Annotated in this window: 14 protein-coding genes; 5 read left to right on the plus strand and 9 right to left on the minus strand. The window is 71.5% G+C overall.

Annotated elements, in window-relative coordinates; genetic code table 11:
- The first annotated feature begins 86 nt into the window (after window positions 1-86).
- Window positions 87-1,466, plus strand: a complete 1,380-nt coding sequence (locus tag ACGF2V_RS17945) for a radical SAM protein (protein WP_362630300.1) — start codon at window positions 87-89, stop codon at window positions 1,464-1,466.
- Window positions 1,467-2,713: 1,247 nt separating this feature from the next.
- On the plus strand, window positions 2,714-3,358 hold the full coding sequence (locus ACGF2V_RS17950; protein ID WP_362706991.1) for a hypothetical protein: 645 nt from the start codon (window positions 2,714-2,716) through the stop codon (window positions 3,356-3,358).
- Window positions 3,359-3,923: 565 nt separating this feature from the next.
- Here the strand turns inward: ACGF2V_RS17950 and ACGF2V_RS17955 are convergent.
- The 8 genes from ACGF2V_RS17955 to ACGF2V_RS17990 form a co-directional block, all read right to left on the minus strand.
- Complete coding sequence (locus ACGF2V_RS17955) at window positions 3,924-6,044, minus strand: xanthine dehydrogenase family protein molybdopterin-binding subunit (RefSeq protein WP_362629946.1); 2,121 nt, start codon at window positions 6,042-6,044, stop codon at window positions 3,924-3,926.
- Window positions 6,041-7,033: a xanthine dehydrogenase family protein subunit M gene (locus tag ACGF2V_RS17960; protein ID WP_362629943.1), complete on the minus strand. Its 993-nt coding sequence runs from the start codon at window positions 7,031-7,033 to the stop codon at window positions 6,041-6,043. The genes ACGF2V_RS17955 and ACGF2V_RS17960 overlap by 4 nt, the downstream gene beginning before the upstream one ends.
- Window positions 7,030-7,590, minus strand: a complete 561-nt coding sequence (locus tag ACGF2V_RS17965) for a 2Fe-2S iron-sulfur cluster-binding protein (protein WP_362706994.1) — start codon at window positions 7,588-7,590, stop codon at window positions 7,030-7,032. The genes ACGF2V_RS17960 and ACGF2V_RS17965 overlap by 4 nt, the downstream gene beginning before the upstream one ends.
- A 598-nt stretch (window positions 7,591-8,188) precedes the next feature.
- Window positions 8,189-10,078 carry a glycerophosphodiester phosphodiesterase family protein gene (locus ACGF2V_RS17970; RefSeq protein ID WP_362706997.1) on the minus strand — a complete coding sequence of 630 codons (1,890 nt, stop codon included), beginning with the start codon at window positions 10,076-10,078 and terminating at the stop codon, window positions 8,189-8,191.
- A gap of 274 nt (window positions 10,079-10,352) precedes the next feature.
- On the minus strand, window positions 10,353-11,948 hold the full coding sequence (locus ACGF2V_RS17975) for an MDR family MFS transporter (protein ID WP_362707000.1): 1,596 nt from the start codon (window positions 11,946-11,948) through the stop codon (window positions 10,353-10,355).
- A 56-nt stretch (window positions 11,949-12,004) separates the two neighbouring features.
- A complete protein-coding gene (locus tag ACGF2V_RS17980; protein WP_362707003.1) occupies window positions 12,005-12,610 on the minus strand; it encodes a TetR family transcriptional regulator in 606 nt (201 codons plus the stop codon).
- A gap of 512 nt (window positions 12,611-13,122) precedes the next feature.
- Entirely contained in the window at window positions 13,123-13,839 is a 717-nt protein-coding gene (locus tag ACGF2V_RS17985; RefSeq protein ID WP_362707005.1) for a DUF6083 domain-containing protein, read from the minus strand.
- A 348-nt stretch (window positions 13,840-14,187) separates the two neighbouring features.
- A complete protein-coding gene (locus ACGF2V_RS17990; RefSeq protein WP_362707008.1) occupies window positions 14,188-16,128 on the minus strand; it encodes an ABC transporter ATP-binding protein in 1,941 nt (646 codons plus the stop codon).
- Between the two features lie 805 nt (window positions 16,129-16,933).
- Here ACGF2V_RS17990 and ACGF2V_RS17995 point away from each other — a divergent pair.
- Window positions 16,934-17,458 (plus strand): hypothetical protein, encoded by a 525-nt coding sequence (locus ACGF2V_RS17995; RefSeq protein WP_362629922.1) that lies wholly within the window; start codon window positions 16,934-16,936, stop codon window positions 17,456-17,458.
- Window positions 17,459-17,583: 125 nt separating this feature from the next.
- Window positions 17,584-22,245: a cation-translocating P-type ATPase gene (locus ACGF2V_RS18000; RefSeq protein WP_362707011.1), complete on the plus strand. Its 4,662-nt coding sequence runs from the start codon at window positions 17,584-17,586 to the stop codon at window positions 22,243-22,245.
- A gap of 534 nt (window positions 22,246-22,779) precedes the next feature.
- Here ACGF2V_RS18000 and ACGF2V_RS18005 read toward each other — a convergent pair.
- A complete protein-coding gene (locus ACGF2V_RS18005; RefSeq protein ID WP_362707014.1) occupies window positions 22,780-23,337 on the minus strand; it encodes a TetR/AcrR family transcriptional regulator in 558 nt (185 codons plus the stop codon).
- A gap of 63 nt (window positions 23,338-23,400) precedes the next feature.
- Here ACGF2V_RS18005 and ACGF2V_RS18010 point away from each other — a divergent pair, with 63 nt between their 5' ends.
- A complete protein-coding gene (locus ACGF2V_RS18010; protein WP_362707017.1) occupies window positions 23,401-24,378 on the plus strand; it encodes a DsbA family protein in 978 nt (325 codons plus the stop codon).
- Window positions 24,379-24,423 lie beyond the last annotated feature (45 nt).

The following is a 24,423-nucleotide window of genomic DNA, read 5'->3' on the forward strand; positions in this document are numbered from 1 at the left end:
TGCGGCCGGGCACCGCCGGCGCCCGTGGTTCGTTGCACAGCGTGACGTATCCGGAGCGCCTACGACCGGACCGAGGAGTCCCGCACATGGCCAGCAGTACCGACCGCACTACCGAGCACAGCCGTACCGACGGCGGCCATACCGATGGCAGCCGCACCCGTCTGGTCGAGCGGCTCATGGAACAGTTCCCGCACGTGCCCCGGGAAGCCGTCATCAAGGAGGACCTGCTGCGCGGCGGCGTGGCGTTCGACGAGTCCGCACTCAGTGACAACGAGGGCGGCGACGTCAAGCCGAAGTCGTACTTCATCTTCTCGTTCGACCACGGGACACTCCCCGAACTCGGCGCGGCCGCACTGCGCCGTCCCCCGGAGGAGATCGTGCTGACCGCAGGCCCCTACGAACTGCGGCGGACGGTGGTTTCCGTACGGGTCAATCCGGCCTCCCCGTACCGCGTCGCGGCCGACGACGACGGCGTGCTCGGGCTGTACCTGGACGGGCGGCGGATCTCCGACGTCGGCCTGCCTCCGATGCCGGACTACTACCGGCACACCCTGGAGAACGGCAAGTCCGTGATGGAGGTCGCACCCACCATCCAGTGGGGCTACCTCGTCTACCTGACCGTCTTCCGGGTCTGCCAGTACTTCGGCGCGAAGGAGGAGTGCCAGTACTGCGACATCAACCACAACTGGCGCCAGCACAAGGCGGCGGGGCGCCCCTACACCGGCGTGAAGCCGGTCGAGGAGGTTCTGGAGGCCCTGGCCATCATCGACCGGTACGACACCGCGAAGTCGTCCACCGCCTACACCCTCACCGGCGGCGCCATCACGTCCCACATCGGCGGGCGCGACGAGGCCGACTTCTACGGGCAGTACGCCAAGGCGATCGAGGAGCGCTTCCCCGGCCGGTGGATCGGCAAGGTCGTCGCACAGGCCCTGCCCAAGGCGGACGTCCGGCGTTTCCACGACTACGGCATCCAGATCTACCACCCCAACTACGAGGTGTGGGATCGCCGTCTCTTCGAGCTCTACTGCCCGGGCAAGGAACGCTACGTGGGCCGCGACGAGTGGCACCGCCGCATCCTGGACTCGGCCGACGTCTTCGGCGCTCGCAATGTCATCCCCAACTTCGTCGCGGGCGTGGAGATGGCCGCGCCCTTCGGCTTCACCACGGTGAAGGAAGCCATCGAGTCGACCACCGAGGGGCTGCGGTTCTTCATGTCGCACGGCATCACGCCGCGCTTCACCACCTGGTGCCCGGAGCCCACCACCCCGCTCGGGAAGACCAACCCGGACGGAGCGCCGCTGGAGTACCACATCCGCCTGCTCGACTCCTACCGCGCGACCATGGAGGAGTTCGGCCTCAGCTCGCCTCCCGGCTACGGCCCGCCCGGGGCCGGCCGTGCCGTCTTCTCCGTCAGCTCGTTCATGGACAGCCTCCCCGCCCGGCCGGACGACGCCCAGGAATAGGCGGACCGCACCTCGGCCGCCCGATCGCCCGATGCGGCGCCGGTGCCACGCCACGTGCCGTGGCGCGGCACGTGCTTCCGTGCCCGCGCGACGCGCATGGGCGGGCGTTTTCCGACGGACCGCACCCGCGCCGTCGGCAGGGCGCGAGGGCGCGCAGGCAGCCGACCGCCCCGGACCGCCGCGGTGCGGGGCGACGGGTGCGCGCACCGGACCGTCGCGTCCCGCCGATGCTCCGGTGCGCGCGGCACCCGGCGGGACGGAACCCGGTACGTCACCGGCCACCGGCAGCGCCTGACGGCCCGGGGCTGCAGACCGACGACCGGACCGGGGGACGGCCGGCCGCGCCCCGGATCGGGGAGGCGTGCGGATGTTGCGCCACCGCGTGTCCGTCCGGGAGCAACCATCGCGCGGAGCAGCGTTGCGGCGGCCACTCGGAGCCCGGGGGCCGCGCGGTGCCGGCGGACCGGCAGGCGGAGGCGCTGGACGTCCAGCGGGAACTGCTCGCGCCCCTGACCGCTGTCGAACAGGAGCAGTTGGCGGCGCTGCTGCGCCGCGTCCACGCCCATGCTCACGCGGAGGGGCAGGGACCGGGGCCGTCGACGTCCGGCGGCCGAGGTACTGCCCGTCCGGAACGGTGCTGAACGCGAGCAGCGAAGCCGTTCAGGCTTCCTCCCACGCCTCCCGTGGGTCGCGGACGGTGCGCGGTCCCGGGGCGAGGGCCCAATTGCCGCGAGTCCGGTCGAGCGTGCCGAACCGGCGTGCGCGTTCAGATGGTCGGTCGCGGTGCGCGGCGGCACGATGTGACCAAGGAACGATTCGGCGGACTGCCCGAGCGAAGCAGGCGGCGGGCAGGTGACGCCGCTCCGTCGCTCTCTCCGTCCGCAGAGGCTTTCGTCCCGGCAGGGCAGGGCGGCCAGGAGAGCACGAGAACCAAAGGTGCGGACGTGCATGCGGGGCGGGGAATCCCCACTGTTCGGAGCGTGTCAACGACGGACACGCTGTCGCGGGGGTGAGCGGGCCTCAGGAAGTCGCCCGGACAGACCAACGAGACATCAAGAGGCGCCTATCCCACGTCAGTTGAGAGATCGTCAGATTATCCGGAAATAGCATTTGGCGTACGTTGCGTACCTCGATAGGCGTTCCGGCTCCGCGCGGCAACGTGTCCGATATGACAGGTATGGGGACCGTCAGTACGTTCAATCACGGGCCGACTGCTCAGCCGGCCTCCCTGAGACAGGAGAAGTGACATGGTTACCCGTTCCACCGTCGTTACCGGCGCTGTCGCGGCCGCGGCGGCCCTGGCCGCCACCGGTATCACCTACGCCTCGGCAGCCACATCGGAGCCGGCCCAGGCGGCCCCCATCGTCCAGCAGGCCGCCGCCCCCATGGCCCTCGACGGCGGCGACGCCGGCAAGGGCAACGAGGGCGGGGGCAACGAGGGCAGGGGCTACGAGGGCGGCCACGAGAAGGGCCACCAGAAGAAGAAGCACCACCGCCACCACCGCCACCACCACGGCCGCATCCACATCAACGAGCGCACCTACACCGACGAGCGCGGCGGCTGCGTGACCGTGATCAGCGGGCTCGGATCCAAGACCCTCAACATCCGCAACGAGAGCCACAAGACCGTCGAGGTCTTCCGCGGCGTCACCTGCGACAACGGCGCCCCCATCGCCACCGTCGGCCCGTGGAGCTCCAGCGACGGCGTCCGCCCGGGCCACGTCAAGGGCGGCGTCCACGTCAAGAACGGAATCGTCGCCAGCTTCCGCGTCATCCACCACCACCACGGCCACCACGGCGGCGGTCACGGTGGCGGCGACGAAGGCGGCTACGGCGACGAGGGCGGCTACGGCGGCGGCGACGAGGGCGGCTACGGCGGCGGCCGCGACTGACCCGAGCGCTCCACCCCACACACAACCCCGGCCCGCCGGAATCGGGCCGGGGTTCCGTGTCCTGACGGCGTCCACGGGACCGGAGCACCGGCAGCGGGCGGCCTGTCCGCGCACTGCCCGGCGCGTCGCGCTCCCTCGTCCCGCAGGGCGCCGACCAGGCACCCGTAGCCCATCACTCGCCTCGCTCGCCGCACACCGGAGAGCGAGGCGAGTGGCGTGCGACACCGGGGCACCAGCTCGACACCCGGGGCACCACGTCGACGAGACGAACCGCCGGGTGATCAGTCACCCTGACTGGCGCAGATCCAGTCCGTCGCGGCAACCTGCCGACGGCCAGGGTGGCGGTCGACCGCACAGGATCGCGGACCGCACACGGCATCGGTTTCGCGCACCACCGACGGCCCCGCCGCACCCGAGGAGCACGGCGTGGTGCCGTGCACTGCCACGAGTGGCGGAGCGGTCGACGTGGCCGGGAAGCGCTCGCGCCACCCCGACCACGTCGAGCACCCCGGGCCCCGCTCCGCCCGTCCGGTGCCCGACCGCGTCCGACGCGCTCAGGGCATGGTCAGGACCTGGCCAGGACGCGGTCGGGACGGATCGGCAGGTGCCGGTGGCGTACACCGGTCGCGTGCCACACGGCGTTGGCGATCGCGGCCGCGACGCCCACGACACCGATCTCGCCGATGCCCTTCATGCCGACCGGATCGTCCGGCACGGGATCATCCACCCAGTCCGCCTCGACGAGCGGCACGTCCGCATGCGTGGCGAAGTGGTACCCGGCGAGGTCGGCGCCGACATGGGCCCCCGACGCCCGGTCCCTGACCGCCTCCTCGTGGAGAGCCATGGACAGTCCCCAGGTCATCCCGCCGATGAACTGGCTGCGCGCGGTGAGCGGATTGACGATGGTGCCCGCCGCGAAGATGCCGAGCAGCCGCCGCACCCGGACCTCACCCGTGGTGACGTCCACGGCGACCTCGGCGAACTGCGCCCCGAAGGAGTGCCGTTCCTTCTCCATGAGCGAGCCGACGGCCTCGGCGGTGTCCGACCGGGTGGTGATTCCCTCGGGCGGAATACCGCCGCCGAGAGCCAGCCGCTTCACCAGCTCCGCCGCCGCGAGCGTCACCGCCCAGGCCCAGGAGCGCGTCCCCATCGAACCACCGGCGATCATCGCCGGTCCGAGGTCGCTGTCCCCGATGCGCACGCGGATACGGTCCGGAGCAGCCTTGAGCACATCGGCGGCCACGAGGGCCATCGCGGTCCGTGCCCCGGTACCGATGTCCGCCGCGTTGATCCGCACGGTGAACGTCCCGTCCGGCTCCGCCGTCACGGCCGCCGTGGACGGTCCGACTCCGGACGGGTAGGTGGCGGCCGCGGTTCCGGTGCCCAGCAGCCAGCGCCCCTCGCGGCGCACGCCCGGTCGCGGGTCGCGGTCCGCCCAGCCGAACCTGCGGGCCCCCTCCTCGAAGCAGGCGACCAGGTTGCGGCTGCTGAACGGCAGCCCGGACACCGGTCCCGTCCCGGGTTCGTTGCGCACGCGCAGCGCGATCGGGTCGATGCCGCACTTCTCCGCCAGTTCGTCGACGGCGGATTCGAGGGCGAAGGACCCCGGTGCCCCACCGGGCGCGCGCATCCAGGACGGCGTGGGTACGTCGAGCCGTACGAGCCGGTGAAGGGTGTGATGCGCGTCGGCGTCGTACATCACGCGCCCCGGCGCGGCGCTCGACTCGATGAATTCGTGCACCGTCGACGTCTGATTCAGTGCCTGGTGGTCGAACGCGCGCAGCCGCCCGTCCGCGTCGGCGCCGAGCCTGACCCGCTGTGCCGTGGGGCTGCGGTAGCCGACGAGGGAGAACATGTGGCGGCGCGTCAGCACGACGCGCACCGGACGGTGCAGCAGGGTCGTGGCCATGACGGCGGCCACCTGGTGCGGGCCGGTCCCCTTCGAACCGAAGGCACCGCCGACGTGCTCGGACCGTACGTGCACGGAAGCCGGATCGAGCGAGAAGAGCTTGGCGAGTTCGCCCGCCACCCAGCTGCTGCCTTGGTTGGAGTCGACGACGTCGAGCCGTCCGCCGTCCCAGCGGGCCGTCGCCGCGTGCGGTTCCAGCGGATGGTGGTGTTCCTCCGGCGTGGTGTACTCCTCGTCCACGACGACGGCGGATGCGCCCAGTCGGGCCTCCACGTCCCCCTTCTCCGTCTCGGCCGGCATCATGGCGTTGTTCTCCGGCGTGTACGCGTCGGCACGCCCGGCGTCGAACGCCACGTCGTGCGGTTCCTCGTCGTACCGGACCACCAGGGCCTCGGCGGCCTCCCGGGCCTGCTCGGGCGTCTCGGCCACGACCAGCGCCACCGGCCAGCCCGCGAAGGGCACACGGTCGTGCTGGAAGAGCCCGAGGACCGGGTTCGGCCGCCCCAGCATGCCCACGTAGCCGGTGTCGACGCGCGGCGCGTTCCCGTGGTGCAGCACGGCGAGCACGCCCGGCATCTCCAGGACGGAGGCGGCCTCGACACGGCGGATACGGCCGCGGGCCACGGACGACAGCACCAGCCAGCCGTGCGCCAGGTCGGCGAACGAGATCTCCCCGGCATAGCGGGCCGCCCCGGTGACCTTCGCCCGTCCCTCCACCCGGGTGTGCGCGGAGCCGACGGCTCCCGCCGACGCGGCGGCCTCGGTCGTCGTGGTCATCGGGCGGCCTCCTCGGCGAGTTCGCTCAGAACGGTGACGGCCAGGTCCCGCACCAACGCCACCTTGTACACGTTCCCCGGTAGCGGCTCGGCCGCCGCCAGCTCGGCAGCCGCCGCGGCGCCGAACGCCTCCGCATCCGCCGGACCGCCGGTCAGCGCCTGCTCGGCGACCCGGGCCCGCCACGGCCGGGACGCGACCGCGCCGAACGCGAGACGCACCTCGCGCACGACACCGTCCCGGACGTCCAGCGCGGCGGCGACGGAGCCGATCGCGAACGCGTACGAGGCGCGCTCGCGCACCTTCCGGTACCGCGAGCCGGCCGCGGAAGGGATCGGGGGCAGCGTGACGCCGGTGACCAGCGCGCCGGGCGGCAGGGCGGTCTCGACCTGCGGGGCGTCGCCCACCGGCGGGTAGAGACCGGTGATCGGCAACTCGCCCGGCCCGTCGGCCGTTTGGTACGAGACGACGGCGTCGAGCGCGGCCAGCGCGACCGCCATGTCCGAGGGGTGGACGGCGACACAGTGCTCGGAGGAGCCGAGGATCGCGTGGTTGCGGTGCTCGCCCGCGATGGCGGGGCAACCACTGCCGGGGGAGCGCTTGTTGCACGGACTGCTGACATCGGTGAAATAGCCGCAACGCGTCCGCTGGAGCAGATTCCCGCCCACCGTGGCCATGTTGCGCAACTGGCCCGAGGCACCGGCCAGGACGGCCTGTGCGAGGGCGGGGTAGCGGCGCCTTACTTCCGGATGGGCAGCGAGATCGCTGTTGGTGACCGTCGCACCGACGCGCAGCCCGCCGTCCGTCGTCGACTCGACCCGGTCGAGGGGGAGTCGGCGCACGTCCACGAGCAGTGCGGGCCTCTCCACACCGGCCTTCATCAGGTCGACGAGGTTGGTGCCGCCGCCGAGGAAGCGGGCCTCGGGGCCGGTGCCGCGCAGTGCGACGGCCCCCGGGATGTCGAGGGCGCGCTCGTAACCGAACTCCCTCATGCCGCGGCCCCCTCGTCCCCGGCCTCCGCCCCGGTGGCCTCAGCGGCCCGCGCGACGGCCGCGACGATCGACACGTAGGCGCCGCACCGGCACAGGTTGCCGCTCATTCGCTCACGGATCTCCTCGGCGGTGAGTGCGGGCACCCCGGCCTCGGGCCGGACATCGGCGGTCACGGCGCTCGGCCAGCCCGCCGCGTGTTCCTCGATGACCGCAAGAGCCGAACAGATCTGCCCGGGCGTGCAGTATCCGCACTGATAGCCGTCCAGATCGATGAATGCCTGCTGCACCGGATGCAACCGATCACCATCGGCGACGCCTTCGATGGTGGTGATCGCGGAGCCCTCGGCGGCGACTGCCAACTGGAGGCAGGAAACGACGCGGCGTCCGTCGAGCAGCACCGTGCAGGCACCGCATTGGCCCTGGTCGCACCCCTTCTTGGTACCGGTCAGATCGAGACGCTCACGCAGGGCGTCGAGCAGCGTGGTGCGATGGTCGACGGATAACGTGTACTGCTTGCCGTTGACGCTCAGGGTGACGGTGGACGTGGATGGGGCCATGATCAGCCTTCTTTCGCGTGGCGGACGTGCGCCGGGACGAAACGGCCCCGCCGGGCGCCCCCGGACCCGCTCCCGGGGCCGACTCGTCCGGGGAGTGGGCGATACGGGTACGGGAAGAACCGGTGGCGGGGCAACCGGTCTGCCAACACCGCCGGATCCGACAGCAGGGCGAACTCGAACGGGCAGCCGTCCGGCAGCGGTCGAACCTAGTGGAGAGCTGTCCGCTCAGCAAGGCGGCCTCAAACGTGATGCCGCCGGAGGCCGAGTGCGGGACGGAAGTCGCGGGGCCTCGGGGTCGGGCGGCCGGGCCCTGTGCTCGGGCGGCCGGAGGCGTCGCGAGCGCGTGGGGCGGGGCGTGCGGCGGGTGGGAACACGGCCCGGTGACCCGGGCCGTCACACTCCTGCCGCCGTCGTTCGAGCGCTGCCGCATCGCTCGGACGTTCGTGCCCACTTATGCGAACACGAGTGGGGGCGTGGCAAGCCGCGCCCCCACCTGCACTGCTCCGTCAGGCATGTCGTTGATCCCGCGGCCGGGGGTCCGGGGAGCAGTCGGCCCGGAAACACCCGGCCGGCGGGGCGCCGGACGCCGGTGTACGCGCTATGCGGCGGCCAACGCCCGGGCCTCGGCGACGATCAGCGCGGCACGAGCGGCGTTCAGGCCGTCCCCGGACTGGTGACCGGCCCAGTTGGCGAGCTGGGAGTAATGGCCGTGGCCCAGCATGGTGGTCATCGTGGCGACCCGGTTGGCATCGGCGCCCGAGGTCAGGATCAGGTGAGCCAGACCGGTCGGGGTGGCACGGACGGTGAAGGTCGACGTGGCGCGAGCGGTGCCGCCGGGACCGGTGGCCTCGGCACGCAGGGTGTGCTCTCCGGCGGCCAGCGCGGTGAGGTCCAGCGGCTTGCCGGGCGTGACGGCGCCACCGTCCAGGGTGAGGGTGACCTCGTCGGCGCCGGCGGCCTGGACCGCGGCGACCGGGGTCTGCGAGCGGTCCAGCGACGCCGCGGCGACCGGGGAGGTGATGGTCACGGTCGGCGCGGCCGGCCGCGTGGGACGTTCCTGCTGCTGGGCCGCGTTCCAGCCGGACAGCTCGGCCGGGCGGTTGGTGATGATGCCGTCCACCCCACCGGCTTCCAGGGCCTGCCAGCGGGCCGGGCTGTCCACCGTCCAGACCATCACCGCGACGCCCGCGCGGTGCAGGTCGGCCACGATGCCGGGGCGCTTGGACAGTGCGCCGTCCGACGGGTTGTAAGAGGCGAGGCCCAGTTCCTTGGAGAGTGCCACCGGGTCGGCGTCCAGAGAACCGCGCAGCAGACCGAGCGGCAGCTCGGGCGCCAGGTCGCGGGTGTACTTCAACGCGTCGACCTCGAAGCTCTGCACGAACACCCGGTCGGTCATTCCGTGGTCCCGGATGGTCTTGACGATCGTGGCGACCTCGTCGCGGGTGTGCGCCCCCTTGATCTCCAGCAGCAGGTTGCCGCCACGGCCGCGCAGGTCGTCGAGCTGCGCGGCCAGGGTGGGGATACGGGTGCCCGTGTAGGAGGGACCGAACCAGGAACCGGCGTCCAGCGCGTCGAGCTGGGCGGAGGTCAGGCTGCGGATGGCGCCCTTGCCGTTGGTGGTGCGGTCGACCGTGCCGTCGTGCAGGACGTACGGGACACCGTCCTTGCTCGGCTGCACGTCGTTCTCGATGAACTCGGCTCCGCCGCGCCGGGCGACCTCGTCGGACACCAGAGTGTTCTCCGGCGCGGCCGAGGAGGCGCCGCGGTGCGCGATCACGGTCAGGGGCGAGCCGGCGGGACGGATCCAGCTCTCGGAGGGGAGTTCGGTGACCTCCAGGTCGTCGAACGAGACCGTGGAGCCATTGACGACGAGCGCCTCGACGCCGTCGGTGGAGCGGGCGACACGCGTGGTGCGCATGGCCTCACGGCCGTCGAAGAACCAGCGGGCCTTGGTGCCGTGCACCTCCACGGCGATGCGTACGTCGCGGCCGGTTCCAGCGGCCGATGCAGCGGCGGCGGTGTCGGTGACGTTCCAGGCGCCGGCCGCGGTGCGCTGCGCGAACTCCAGGCCGTTGGAGGCGGTGGTGGCGCTGCGCATGGTGGCGATCGACCACGGGACGGAGCCGTTGGCGGGGACGTCCAGCCCCATCGCCGTCCAACGGGCGGAGTCCTTCACGGACTCGAACCGGGCGGTCACCTCGATGCGGAAGTCGTCGAGGTGTTCGCCGAAGGTGATCCGGCTCTGCTGGTTGCTGTCGGCCGAAGTGCCGTACAACCGGCCGTCCTTGACCTCCCAGGAGCCCTCCGCGGCCCGGAACCCCGCGGGCAGGGAATTGCCTGAGAAATCTTCGGAGACGACGACGCGGCCGTCGGCCGCGGTGGAGGGGGATGACTTGGTTCCGGCGCCGGCGGGCTCGGCCGTGAACAAGGGGACGAGCACCGCCGTGGTCAGCAGTGCGCAGGCCATGTGAAGTGAGCGACGAGACATGGCTGGAAACATAAAGTCGCAAGATCAACGGTCCTTGACCGGCAGGGGAACGCGGGCTGGACGGTGCACGGATGCTGAAGCCGCACCGGGTGCCCGCCGGCAATTCAATGAAATCCGGCGAATGGTCAGAATGCGGTCCGGTCTTCCCCCGCCGGTTCCGCCGGCCCCGCCGCGCCGCCCTCCGCCGCCGCGCGCGCCCGTCCTACGTGTACGCCGCATCACGCGCGTTCGCGGACTCTGTCCGGGCACGCGGCCGTCCCCCAACCCGGTGCGTTCAGTACGTGGCTGCAGCCGATGTCTTCGCCGCCGCGGCGCTCTCCTCCGCGAGCCGTTCCATGCCGCTCGTCGTCTTGAGCGGCTTCTCCTTGATGAACAGCACGGCGACCAGGGCGAGGAACGCGAAGGGCGCTCCGATCAGGAAGACTTCGGCGGTCGCGACCCCGTAGGCGTGCTCCACCACCTGCCGGGCCGGTTCGGGAAGGGTGCTGAGGTCGGGGATGCCGTGCGTCGAGCCCCCGCCCGCTGCCCCGCCGAAGCCCTTCTCCAACTCGCTCGTCACCCGGTGGCCGAGCACGGCACCCAGTGCGCTCGTGCCGATCGCCCCACCGAGGCTGCGGAAGAACGACAGGACCGAGGTCGCCGAGCCGAGATCCGACGCGGGTACGTCGTTCTGCGCCGCCAGTACCAGGTTCTGCATCAGCATGCCGACGCCGACACCGAGCACCGCCATGTAGACGCTCAGCAGCCCGAACGAGGAGTCCGCACCGATCGTGGCCAGCAGGCCCATGCCCGCCGTCATGACGATGCCGCCCGCGATCAGGAAGCCCTTCCACTTGCCCCGGGCGGAGATGATCTGCCCGGCGACGGTCGTGGAGACCATCAGACCGAGGATCATCGGCAGGCTCATCAGTCCCGCCACGGTCGGCGACTTGCCGAGCGAGATCTGGAAGTACTGGGAGAGGAACACCGTGCCGCCGAACATGGCCACGCCGACCAGCAGGCTCGCCACCGTCGCCAGCGCCACCGTGCGATTGCGGAAGATGCCCAGCGGGATGATCGGCTCAGGGACCCTGGACTCGACCAGGACCGCAGCGACCAGCAGGACCACACCGGTGATGACCAGGACGGCGGTCTGCCACGACACCCAGTCGAACCGGTTGCCGGCGAGGGTCACCCACAGCAGCAGGGCGCTGACCCCGCTCATGATGAGGACGGCACCGGCATAGTCGATCTTCACGTCCCGGCGGACCGTGGGCAGCTTCAGGGTCAGCTGGAGAAGCACGATCGCCAGCAACGCGAACGGCACACCGATGAAGAAGCACCAGCGCCACCCCAGCCACGACGTGTCCACGAGCACGCCGCCGATCAACGGTCCCGCGACCGTGCCGACGGCGAAGACGGCGCCGAACACGCCGGAGTAGCGGCCGAGTTCACGGGGCGGAATGATCGCCGCCATCACGACCTGGGCGAGCGCGGTGAGACCGCCCGCACCGATGCCCTGCACCACACGGCTCACGATCAGCAGACCGACACTGTGCGAGAAACCGGCGACGAGCGAGCCGACGACGAACATCGACAGGGAAAGCTGGATGAGCAGCTTCTTGTCGTAGAGGTCGGACAGCTTGCCCCAGATCGGGACGGTCGCCGTCATCGCCAGGAGCTCCGCGGTGACCACCCAGGTGTACGAGGACTGGCTGCCGTTCAGGTCGGAGATGATCCTGGGAAGGGCGTTGGAGACCACTGTGGAGGCGAGGATGGCCACGAACATGCCGGCCATCAGGCCCGACATGGCCTGAAGTATGTGCCGGCGTGTCATGGCCGGTGCGGCCTCCTCGGGCGCACCGGCATCGGGTGTGACAGCAGCGGTCATCAGCTGACGTTCCTCATTTTCTGGTGAAGGGGCCCCGACGGGGCACCCGGTGTGCTTCAGTCGTTCAGACCGGCGGCCAGGGAAGCGAATGCCTCGCGGTAGATGCTCTCGAACGTGCGGGTGGGCCTGGAGGCCACCCAGAGCTCTACGGCGGCCCGTACAGCGGCGATCGCCACGTGCGCGAGAAGCCGAGGACGGAGATCGGAGTCGGGATCCCGGCCGAGGCGCTCCGCCACCGCCGCGACCAGTGCGCGTTCGTCCGCGCCCTGGGCGGCCAGAAAGCCGGGCAGCAGTGACGGACTTCTCCTGAGCACGGCCGTCTGGAGCTCCCAGCGCTCGTGATCCCTTTCGATGTGGGCGAGCTCTCGCGCGATGGCTTCGCGCAGAGCGCTGAGTGCCGAGAGTTCCTCCGGTGCGTCGAGTACGGCTTGGCGCATCCGCTCGGCGTTGTCCCGGTCGGCCCGTGTGATCGCGTCTTCCAGGCACGGGAAGTAGTTGAAGAAGGTACGGACGGAGACGCCGACCGCCTCGGTGACCGCTTCCACGGTCACGTTCTCGATTCCGCGGTCCGCGGCCATGCGCAGCGCCGCACCCGCGAGAGCATCACGTGTCGCACGCTTCTTGCGTTCACGCAGCCCGAGGGAATGATCGGCGGTACTCATGGACGTGCATGCTAAATGCAACTTTGCACTGCACGCAAAATTATGCGCCCGCCTCTGCCGGGGGAGAGAGACACCGGCGCGGGCACGCAGAGGCCGGCGCGAAGGAGGAGTTCCCGGCCCGGGCCCGGCAGCCTCGTCGCAGCACGGCACGCGACCGCGAGGCCGACGGTCCGTGGCGCCCACGCCTGCCGCGCGGACGCGACGGACCGGTGGGAACGCGCATGATCGTGGCGGGCAGCGGGGCCGACGCGACCAGCCCGAACTGCTCACCGACGCAGCGACGCGGCCCGGCGCTGAAACCGGTGAACGGACCATGCCCGGGACGGGCGTCCGGCCGGCGATCGGGGTCAGCCCTTGGGCTCGGGAAGGTCATGCGCCCGACGGTGCAGGAGGTACGGGCCGTGGAAGATCGCGGCGCCTGCGGCCGATGGTGCCCTCCGAGTCCGGTGCAGGTGGTGACCCGCGTGAGGAGTCAGCCGGGTCAGTAGGGGCGGATGGCCTCCGCGGCCCGCTCACACTTCGTCCTGCATGGGGCAGGTCTCCGGGCCCGGAAGGTCGAACAGCCATGATGAGCGACGGTTGTTCTCCGCGCGCATCTCCATGCCCCGGGGCCAGGGCCAGAGAGGGGCGACAGTGGGGAAGGGGCACACGAGGTGGTGTGCGACGCGGGACAGGGCACCGGGGACGGGTTCGGCATCCCAGGTGTTGATCGCGATGCCGTCCACGCCGATGACCCATCGCCGACGTGGCGGGAGGTGATGAGCGGGTACGGCGATGCCGGGTTCGAGAAGCACCCAGTGCCCTTGGTAAAGGGTGGGGCGCCGGTCTTGTCGTAGGCCGCAGTCCGGGCAGTCGGGCGGTTTTGGAGGCGGCGGAGCGGTAGCGCCTTCGGCAAGGGCTTGGAGATCGTCGTCGGGGTGGTCCCGGCCTGTCGGGAAGGATTCGGTGTCCCCCATACGGTTCAGGGTCCGGACAGGCCGTCGGGTCCGGTAGGGCGCGATTCGGCCGACCTTCTCGAACGTCCCGCGGTTCTCCTCCCTGCCCGGCACCGGTGCGTGCTCGCCGGTGGTCGAGGTGCCCGCAGGAGCAGCCCTCTCCGCGGTGCCCCCTGCATTCACACGGGAGGCCACAGCGCCCCCTGCCGCCCACCAGGTTGACATGTGTCCCAGCACGGAGTTGATGGCCCACGGACTGGCAGCCCGCCCGTTGGCCCTGCCCAGCTCGGCCATCTAAACGGCCCGCAACGGGCGCACGTCGGCCCGATGCGTCAACCGGAGGCCACCCCCACCAGCCTCGACTCCCCATGCCATGGCCCACGGAATCAGGACCAGTCACGCGCCTTGGTGACGGCTCCACGCGATGTCCAAGTGAGCCGGCCGCCGAACAGCAACTGCTCCGAGGCCGGGGCCTCCTTACTCCTTCTCCGACGAGGGCGCGCCGCTCATCCCCACCTCCGCCAGGCCGGTCCCGGTGGGACGAGGGAACACCAAGCCACCGCGCCTTGACGGCGGCAGGGGCCGGAGCCACATGCCGCCGTCCGAACCCCGCACAGGGTGGTGTCGGGGAGGCCGCAGGGTTCATCGCGGCCTCCTGGCGGTTTCCGCAGCGCGCTGGAGCTCCCACAAGGACCGGAACAGCCCTCCCGGCCGACGGGTGAGCTCCTCGTAGGTACCCTCTTGAACGATTCGTCCTTGATCGAGGACGATGATCCGGTCCGCGACGCAGACGTTGGTGAGCCGGTGCGTGATCAGCAGGATCGCTCGGTCCTTCGCCAGATCCCGCAGCCCGGTGAAGATGCGGTGCTCGGCCCGTGCGTCGAGGGCCGCAGTGGGTTCGTCCATCACCAGCAGGGATGCCTGCCGGTGGAACGCCCTGGTGAGCACGACCCGCTGCCATTGCCCTCCGGACAGTTGCTGCCCGCCGAACCACTCCGAGGTCAGCAGGGTGTCCAGTCCGGACCGGAGGGCAGGCAGCATGTCTGCTGCTCCGGACGCCTCGCACGCGGCCAGCACCGCGGCATCGCTCGTGTCGCCCTGCCCGAAGGTGATGTTGTCGCGCATGCTCAGCGGAAGGTAGGTGTATTTCTGCGGGGTCAGGCCGACGTGCTTCCATGCCTCCCATGGATCGAGGTCGACCGTTGCTGTGTGGTCCCACGCCACCGTGCCGGACGTGGGCAGCAGCAGACCGCACAACAGGCGGGAGAGAGTGGACTTGCCGGACCCGTTCTCCCCGACCAGTGCCACGATCTCGCCGCGCTTCACATGCAGGGACACCCCGGCCAGGCTGTCCTTCGAGGCACCGTCGTACCGGTAGGTGACGTCGCGGACCTCGAACCGTTCCGGCGGCCCGGGCAGCGTCCTGGCGCCGCGGGAGGAGGCCATGGCCTGCCCGTGCGCGTTGTCCAGGAACCTCTGCCAGTCCTGCACGTACCAGCCCGTGCGCACCAGCCGGGCCCCGCCGTTGATGATGCCGCGCACGGATCCGGTCGCCGTCTGGAGGGCGAAGACCGCGCTGCCGCCCGCCGCGAGATCCATCCGCCCGGACGCCAGGAGCCACAGCAGCGCCGCCCACACCGCCGCTGACGTCATGCCGCCGACCGCCGCCCCGGCAAGCCCCATCCACGCACCTGTGTCCGCCGCCTTCCGTTCAGCGGCGTTGACCGAATCGGCGAGCCGCCGGTACCGGCGGAGGAGGAACGGCCCGGCCAGACACGCCCGCATCTCCTCGCCGGACTCCATGTACGCCATGTGCCAGCGCAGCTTGGACAGCATGCGGCGGCGCCCCGACGTCTCCAGTCCCGCCAGGTACAGTACGCGCGCCCCTCGCACGTAGGCCGCAGCCTGCGGCAGGCATGCCATGAGGAGCAGAGGGAGCAGCACGGGGTGCAGAACCGTGAGAACGTACATCCCGGCCCCCAGGGTCGCGGTCGCGGCCAGCACGTCCTGGGCCTCATCGACAAGGTCCGGGGTGACCTGGGCACCACGGTCGGCGATGTCGTAGGAATCGTTGTAGCCGGGCTGATTGTTCGCCGCGAGCTCGGCACCGATCGCCGCCTCGATCATGGTGATCTCCGCCGCCCGGGCCAGCACGGGGCGCAGCCGAGCGGTCAGCCACGTCACCGTGATCCCCAGCAGCGCGCGCAGGCCGGCCGCCGAGGCGATGACCGCGAGCTGCGGAGCCGCCTCCCAAAGGCGCTCGGTGATGTCACCCGACGCGATGAGCGCGGTGATCGTCCCCGTGACCGCGAGCAGCCCCAGCACCGCGAGTACACCCGTGCCGACCTGGCACGCCAGCAGCCCGGCCGTCGCGACACGGTCCACCTGCCACGCCGTCTTCAGCGACCTCATCACCAGCGCGGGCAGCCGCCGCGCCATCGTGCCGGTGGTCAACTGCGCACCGGCCTGGAGCCGGGACTCGTCCCGGAAGAGGAACTCCTCCTCGTGGGCGCTGCCCGTGTCGAGCGGTGTGTCCGTCTCTGATGGTTGTGCGTCAGGCGATTTGTTCTCGGCCGAGGTCAAACGGGTCTCCTTGTCGGTCGTGACCGGGGTCGTGAGGCTCAACGAGCCCGCACGCTTTTCGAACACGCGTGTTTCAGACGAGCTGTGAAGCCCAGGAATGCGCGGTGGAATGCCGCCGGTCGTGCCGGACTCAAGTCCCGCAAGGGCCGGGCCTGGTGGCGGTGGTGGCCGAAACGCCGAGACGGCTACCAGGGCGGGTCGGACAGTTCGGTGACCGGTTGGCGGCGGCCCGAGGAATGTCGAGGTGACGGCGGGCCTCGTGGACGCCGTCGATCTGCTCCGCAGCCGTGGGGCCCAGTTGAACAGTGCGGCAGCCCGCTCCGGCGTGGCGAGGACGCGTGTGCAGGCGCGGCCGACGGCCGGGTCGGGGCGGGGTCGACACGGGGCGAGGGCCGCGGCGAGAGGCACCCTCGCGGTCCGGTTCCTGGACATGCCTGCCGTCCGGGCCGGTGAGGGCGGGGTGGTCGTCGATCCGGCGACAGGCGACGCCGGTTCCGGGGCGCTCGGTGCGCGCCGTGCGTTGGGCCAGTAGGTCGGGCCTTGAGTACAGAGCGAAGCCGGGGTGTGTTTCCGAGAGGTCGCCGTCGACAGGTCGGGGAGAGCGGTGAAGTAGAGCGTCGCTTCCCGCGGATTTTGGCGACGGGGTGAGCCTGTCGGCAGATCGTGCGACAGTACGTAGTCGCTTGCCTCCGTTCGGTTTCCTTGACATTGCCGGATGTGCCTGCGTTTGGGACGATAAATCCGCAGGCGGGAGGGGAGCGGTGACGCCGCCCTCTGCCTCGAGAGCCTTTCGAAAGGAGCGATCATGGCTGCGAAAGCCGACGGACAGCGCTCCGGCGATACGAAGCCGGCGACGCATCCCGTCCAGGACGCTCTGGCGCACCCCATGGAGACCATGACGGCGGTGGTGGACAGGATCCCGGGTGTCGAGGAGGTCAAAGGCCTCGCCGATGGCGTGCTGGATTCCATCGGAGTCATCTCGCCGCACGCCCGGCGGGTCACGGCGTATGCCGGGGCCGGCCTGCTCGGGGCGGCGGGGCTGATCGAGTGGCCGGTGGCGGTCGCGGGCGCCGCGGTGGTGTGGCTGACCCAGCCCCGTCCCGAGGACGTGATCGAGGAGCCGGCGGGTGACGGTGGCGGGCCGCGGGCCGAACAGGCGGCCAGGTCGGCCAAGGCATCGGCCTCCACGACGGCTGCGCGGAAGCCCAAGTCGCCGACGAGGGCGCCGGCGAAAAAGACGACTGGCGCGAAAGGGAAGGTGAAGGCCGGTGCGTCCGGGCAGCGCAGCAGTGCGCGAAAGCCTGCGGCAGCCGGGCGGAAGAAGAGCTGAACCGACGTCGGTTCAGCGTGCTTGACGGCCCGCCGGCCGTCATCGGGTGGCCGGTGCGCTCACCCCCGGGCTCGTAGGCCCAGTCCCAGCACAACGGTCTGACGACGAGCCCGTGAAGGTGAGAGATGCTGTCGCGCTTGCTGACCCTGCTGCCCGCCACGGAGCTGAGCAGCGCGCTGGCCGCTGCGCCGGCCCGCGTCACGCGCCGTATGTCGGCTTCGGCGGCCGGACGGGTGGCGACCGAGATCGTCAGCGCCGGTTCGAGAGGTGCTGTGAGCGGCGCGGTGGCCGTGTCGAACACAGCACTGCTGTTCGGCAGGGCAGCCCGTAACGCGATGACCCCTCAGGTCGGATACTGGCACGCCGCATCTCGGATGCACCTTGTCCTGCACCACTCCCCGGACGCGCCGGTGAGGTCGATGGCGCGCCTCGAGGCCGAGGCCGCGAAGGTGGCCTCCGAACTGTGCGAGCACCCTGATGTGGTGAGCGCCTACTGGGACGGGGGACTGGCTCGGCTCGTCGTGCAGCTTGCCAACGACACGGCCGATGAGGTGGTGGCGGATGCGGCGGCCGAATTGGCCGCCGGGCACGGTCTGGAGCGTGTAGGTGAGCCGACGCTGGCCCACGCGCATCCGGGCGCTGCCGGGGGCGTGCGCGCGAGCCTGGTCGGCCTGGCGTGCGACGCCGTTGGTGTCGCCGCCGCGTTGGCCGCGCGGAGCGCTCACGTGCAGCAGGCGCCCCAGGTGGTGGCGGCCATGGCCACGCTGCTGCGGGAGGACTCGCGGGTGCGGGCCCTGCTGCGGGGCCCGCTGGGCACCGACGGTGCCGATCTGCTGCTCGCCGCGGCGTACGCGGCGGCCAACGGCGTCGGTCAGTCGCCCGCACCGCTGTTGCTGGACGCGGCCCTGCGGACCACTCAACTGGTGGCGGCCCTGGCCCGGCTCGCCGCGTTCGACGCGGTGCACGACGCACTGTGCGAACCCAGCCGGCTGACAGTTGCCGGGGACCACGCCGAGCGCCCTGCGCTGCGGGCCTGCCCGGGGGAGGAGTACGCCGACGCCGCCGTGAACGGCATGCTGGCCGGGGCGGCGACGACGCTGTTGTTCACCCGTGACATGGGCGAAGCTGCCGAGGCCGCACTTGCCGGGACCCCCAAGGCGGCGCGGTACGGCCCGGCCGGCTTCACCGCGGCGCTGAGCACTTTGCTGGCCGGCGAGGACGCCCTGGTCCGCGACATCGAGCGGCTGCGTCGGCTCGAACTCGTGGACACCGTGGTGCTGCACCCGGAAGCGCTGCACCGCTACCGGCTGTGTGTGCTGGAGGTTCACCCGAGCACCGACGACTGGGACCGGCACCGGCTCTGGCAGGCCGCCACCAGGGCTCTCCAGGGGGCCTCGTGGGATGCGTCGTGGGATGTCTCGTGGGCGAACGGCGGGGCAGCCGGTATGGCGGAGGAAGCCTGCCTCGGCCTGCGCCCGGTACCCGGCGGCCCGCCCGCGGAGACGGGCATGATGATCGCCTCGGTGGGCGACCGGGACGTCGGCACCGTGCTGGTCGGCTGGGAGACCGACCCGATGGCCGAGGCCGCGATGGACGCGGCCCGGCGCGCGGGCCTGCACGTTGTGGTCCTGGAGGACGAGTCATTGGGCGAGTTCGGGGTACTGGCCGATGAACTCGCCCCCGCCGACCGGCCGTTCGCCCGTGTGGTCCGAGCCCTGCAGGACGAGGGGCGGACGGTGTTGACGGTGGCTCGCGTTCCGCACGAATACGCCTCTGGCCGCCCCCTGTTGTCGGGGCCGGCCAGACCACGGTTGTCCGCCCGCGGCCGGGACGTGACCGAAGGGCTCCTCGCCGGCGACATCGCCGTCGCGATCACCGACAAGCGCAGCGCCGTCGTCTGGGGTGCGGACGTGATGTGCGTGCGCGGGCTGGCGGGTGTGTGGCGGCTCCTGTGCGCGGTCCCGGCGGCACGGACGGTCGGCAGCCATGCCAAGTTCTTCACCGAGGCAGGCGCGGCACTGTCCGCGCTGCTGGTGCTCAGCAGAGGAACGCGCACCAGTCGACCGCCCTTTCCACTCAAGGTGCGGCTCAGCCCGGTCAACATCGCCGTCGCCGCGGCGCTGGTCTGGGGCTGGTGGGCCGCGCTGGGCACTGCCGTGCACGCCACTCCACACCCCAGGCCGCGGGTGCCCTGGCACGCGCTGGAGCCGGGAGAGGTGCTGGCCCGGCTGGCCGGGGCGCCGCGCTCCGCCCCCACCGCCCTGATGACGCTGCGCGCCGACGCGAGCCGCGTCGCGCGTGCCGCCGCGGCGCATCCGTACGTCTCCCCGTTCATCTCCCCGGCGCGCTGGGGTTTGCGTCTGCTGATCGTCACATGGGCCGAACTCGACGATCCCCTGACGCCGGTCCTGATGGTCGGCGCCACAGCATCCGCCCTGCTCGGCTCCACGGTGGACGCATTCCTGGTCACCAGCGCCGTGACGATCAACGCCCTGGTCGGCGGTATGCAGCGGCTGCGCGCGGAACGCGCCCTGTCGGGCCTCGTCACCAGCCAGCGCCACACGGCCAGGCGCTTGGCCGGCCCGAGAGACGAGCAGCCGTCCGTCGTGGCGGCGGAGAGCCTGGCTCTGGGCGAGGTGATCGAGCTGCGTACCAACGACGTGGTGCCCGCCGATGCACGGCTGCTGGAGGTCGAGGACCTGGAGGTGGACGAGTCCGCACTCACCGGCGAGTCCCTGCCGACCCGCAAGCAGTTGGCGTCGAAGCCACAGGCAGCCGTGGCCGACCGCAGTTGCATGGTCTTCCAGAGCACCACCGTCGTGGCCGGTCGCGCCCGAGCGGTCGTGGTGGCCACGGGCGCCCAGACCGAGGCCGGCCGCGCCGCCGCGCTCGCCGCCCGTGTTCCCACATCGGCGGGGGCCCAGGCACGGCTGCACGAACTGACCCGCAAGGTGTTGCCCCTCACCCTCCTCGGCGGTGCCGCCGTGGCCGGGCTGTCCCTGCTGCGCGGGAGCCCGATGCGCACCGCCCTGCGAGGCGGACTGGCGGTCGCCGTCGCCGCCGTCCCCGAAGGCATGCCGCTGGTGGCGACGGTGGCGCAGATGGCGGCGGCACGGAGGCTGAGCAGGCTGGGCGTTCTCGTCCGCACCCCGCGCAGCCTGGAAGCACTGGGGCGCATGGACACCCTGTGCTTCGACAAGACCGGCACACTGACCGAGAACCGCCTGAAGGTCGTCCAGCTCGCCACCGCCTCCGGCACCGAGCACCAGCCGTCCGATCCCGAGGCGGCACCGCTCCTGCGTCTCGCCGCGCGTGCCTGCCCCCGCCCCGCCCAGGACAGCGGCGCACATGCTCACTCCACCGACGCGGCAGTCCTGGCCGCAGCCCCGCACGACACGCAGTGGACCACCCTCGCAGGACGGCCCTTCGAGGCCAGCCGCGGCTACGCCGCTGCCGTGGGCTGCGGACCCGACGGCGCCCACCTGCTGGTCGTCAAGGGCGCACCGGAAGTCGTTCTGCCCAGCTGCCCCGACGCCGGTCCGGACGCCCTCGATCCCGCACTCAGGCTCGCCGCACGAGGTCTGCGGCTCCTGGCCCTCGCTCAGCGTCGGCTGTCCGCGGACGACGAGACGGGCCAATCACCGGACGAGTCGCTGGACAAGCCCCTCGAACTCCTGGAGTTCATGGGGTTCGTGGCACTCGCCGACACCCCCCGCCCCAGCTCCGCACCGCTGGTCGCGGGGCTGAACAACATGGGCGTACGGCCCGTCATGCTCACCGGCGATCATCCCCGGACCGCCCAGACGGTGGCACGTGCCCTGGGCTGGCCGACGGACGTCACGGTCGTCACCGGTGACGAACTCGCCACGCTCGACCGGGCCGGGCAGATCAGGTCCCTGAAGGACTGCGACGTGATCGCCAGAGTCGCTCCCGAGCAGAAACTCCAGGTCATCGAAGCGCTACGGGGCGCCGGACGCGTCGTCGGCATGGTCGGCGACGGCGCGAACGACGCAGCCGCCATCCGTGCCGCCGACGTCGGCGTCGGAATCGCCACCCGGGGATCCGCGGCCGCCCGCAACGCTGCGGACCTGGTGATCACCACCGACGAACTCTCCGTTCTCACCGACGCCATCGGTGAAGGCCGGGCCCTGTGGCACAGCGTCGCCGACGCGATCAGCATCCTGCTCGGCGGCAACGCCGGAGAGGTCGGCTTCTCCGTCCTCGGCACCCTGTTCGCCGGGGCTTCCCCGCTGTCCACCCGCCAACTGCTGCTGGTCAACCTGCTCACCGACATGTTCCCCGCGATGGCCGTCGCCGTGACCCCCCAGGACCCGCAGCCGGGCAGCCGATCCGTGGGCCTGGCCGCCCTCCAGTCCCCCCTGAACCGCCAGATCCGGCAACGCGGCGTGGTCACCGGCATCGGAGCCGCCTGCGCCTGGCTGATCGGCCACCTCACACCGGGCACGGCCCGGCGCACCAGCACGATGGCCCTGTGCGGCGTGGTCGGGGCGCAGCTCACACAGATCCTCCTCGACCGTCGCCACAGCCTCCTGATCCTGGCCACCGTCCTCGGCACCGCCGCCTTCCTCATCGCGCTCGTCCAGACCCCCGGGGTCAGCCACTTCTTCGACTGCACCCCGCTGGGCCCGCTCGCCTGGACCGGAGTCGCCCTCGCCGTGGCGACCGCGGCCCTCTCACCCCGCGCAGTGCCGCACACCGAGCGCCTGCTGACCGACATCAGCACACGCCTGGAGCCCTTGAAGCGGTTCATCCCTGTGCCGCACTGACACCGGTCCAGCAGACGGATGCGCTGGGCTCCGCCGGGCGTGAGCCGCCGCGCGGCCGGATGCCGGGCGCACGTCATGGCCGTGGGCCGGCGAACCTCACTCCGTGGCGGTAGCGCCCGCGGCGGCCCGGCTCGGCCGGAGAAGGGGACGTCAGCGGGCAGTAACGGGGGGGGGGGGGGGGGGGGGGGGGGGGCCGCCCCCCCCCCCGGCCGCGGCGGGGGGGGGGGGGCGGGGGGGCGGGGGGGGGGGCGGCGCCGCCGCGCCCCCCCCCCCCCCCCCCCCCCCCCCCCCCCCGTCCCGCCGCCTGTGCAGCGCTTGGTGCTCCAGTCGCAGTTCGCTGTTCCTGCTGGTCAGGGGGCGTGTACCTGGGCGACTCGGCTGACACGCGTCCAGGTCGGGTGAGTGTGCGACCTCGGGGCGGTGGTCCGTTGAGCGCGTACGCAAACGCCCGCGCCTCCCCCGAGAACGCGGCCGCGCCGACGCCGCAACCTGGCAACCTGGCACCATCGCCGCGCCCGCCCGGCCGTTGGGGAGTCAGCGCTGGAACATCCTCCAGAAGGCAAGGGCCATCGTCGGCGCGGACACCGGCGCGTCCTCAGTGGTCCAGGTGGTGATCACGCCGATCAAGGCGCCGGCCAGATACGCCGCATGTACTTCCTCCGGCACATCGTCGAACCCGGCGGGGCGGCGTCCTTCGCGGAATGAGGTGACGAGTTCGCTGGTCAGCCGTTCCCGCATGCGCGCGGCGAGCAATGCACTTCCCTGGGGGCCCAACATGCGGCGGTACAGGGCTGCGTTGTCGGCGATGTGCTGGAATAAATCGTTCAAGGGCTGGGGCGCGTCGTCCCGAGGCGCGTCGAGAGGGCACAGGGCTGCCACGCATGCCACATGCGCCACCGCGTCTTCCATGGCGTCCGTCACGAGCGCGTTCACATCGGGGAAGTGCTGATACACGGTGGCCCGGTTCACCTCGGCGTGCTTGGCGACCTCCGACATGGTGATCGCGGCGGGGTCCTTGACCGCGGCGAGTTCCAGGATCGCCGTGCGCAGCCGGGCCCGGCTGCGCTGGGCACGCGGGTCGTCCAGGTTCATTGCTGCACACTAACCGACATCTGTTGCCTTGATAATCGACGGGTGTCGGTTAGTGTTCCGGGTATGCGAATCGAGATCTGGGCGGACATGGTCTGTCCATGGGCTTACATCGGCAAGCGGCGCCTGGAGAAGGCGCTGGCCAGTCCGGCACTCGCCGATGCCAGCGCCGAGGTGGTCTGGCGTCCGTTCCGCATCGACCCGACCGCGCCGGACCGAGCCGTTCCCCTCGAGGAGACGTGGCGCGATCCGCTGGTGGACGCCACGTTGCGGCAGTGCGCCCCGGGTCTGTCTTCGGCGGAGAACCGGATCCGCGTCTCCCAGATCGCGGCGGACGAAGGACTGGGGCCGCAGTGGGGAGCGGCCTGGCACGCCAGCAGCCACGACGCTCACCGTCTCCTCCACCTGGCCGGGGAGCGCGGCAGCGCCGCGCTGCAGAACGAGGTCGCCGAGCAGGTACTGAAGGCGCACTTCATCGATGGCGACGACATCAGTGACCGCCGACGCCTCGGGGCGGCCGCCGTCCGCTCCGGATTTGCCGAGGGCGCGGAGCTCCTGGACACCGACGCGGGCGACCGAGAGGTACGGGAGCTCCTTCTGATCGGCAAAGCACGAGGCATCACGACATCACCGACGATCGTGGTCGGTGACCGGGCCCTTGCCGGCGCCCAGCCGCCGGAGGCGATTGCGGACTTTCTCGCCGCAGGCGACTTTGGGCGCAAGGTGCCGCAGGAGGTCCAGCGATTGCGCTGGGCCGAGTCCCTGCTGGACCAGCGGCAGCCGCTCGGCGCCCTTACCCTGCTGAAGCCTTTGCTCGACGATTACTCGGATGACCTGAACGTCCGTCGTATAGCGGCCCGCGGCTACTTCCACTCCGCGCAACTGACCCGGGCCCGCGACATACTGGAACAGTTGATCAACGACGCGCCGGACGACTCCTATGCGAGGCTCATGCTCGGGCGCACCCTCCAGCGCCTGGGGGATGAGGGCCAAGCCTCTTCGCACCTGAAGATGGCCGTCGCCATGACGCCCGAGTTCGCCTGACCGATCTGGTCGCCGACACGGCGCGCGAGACGGCCCCATCGGGCC

The sequence above is a fragment of the Streptomyces sp. NPDC047982 genome (genome assembly GCF_043204165.1).
GTDB lineage: Bacteria > Actinomycetota > Actinomycetes > Streptomycetales > Streptomycetaceae > Streptomyces.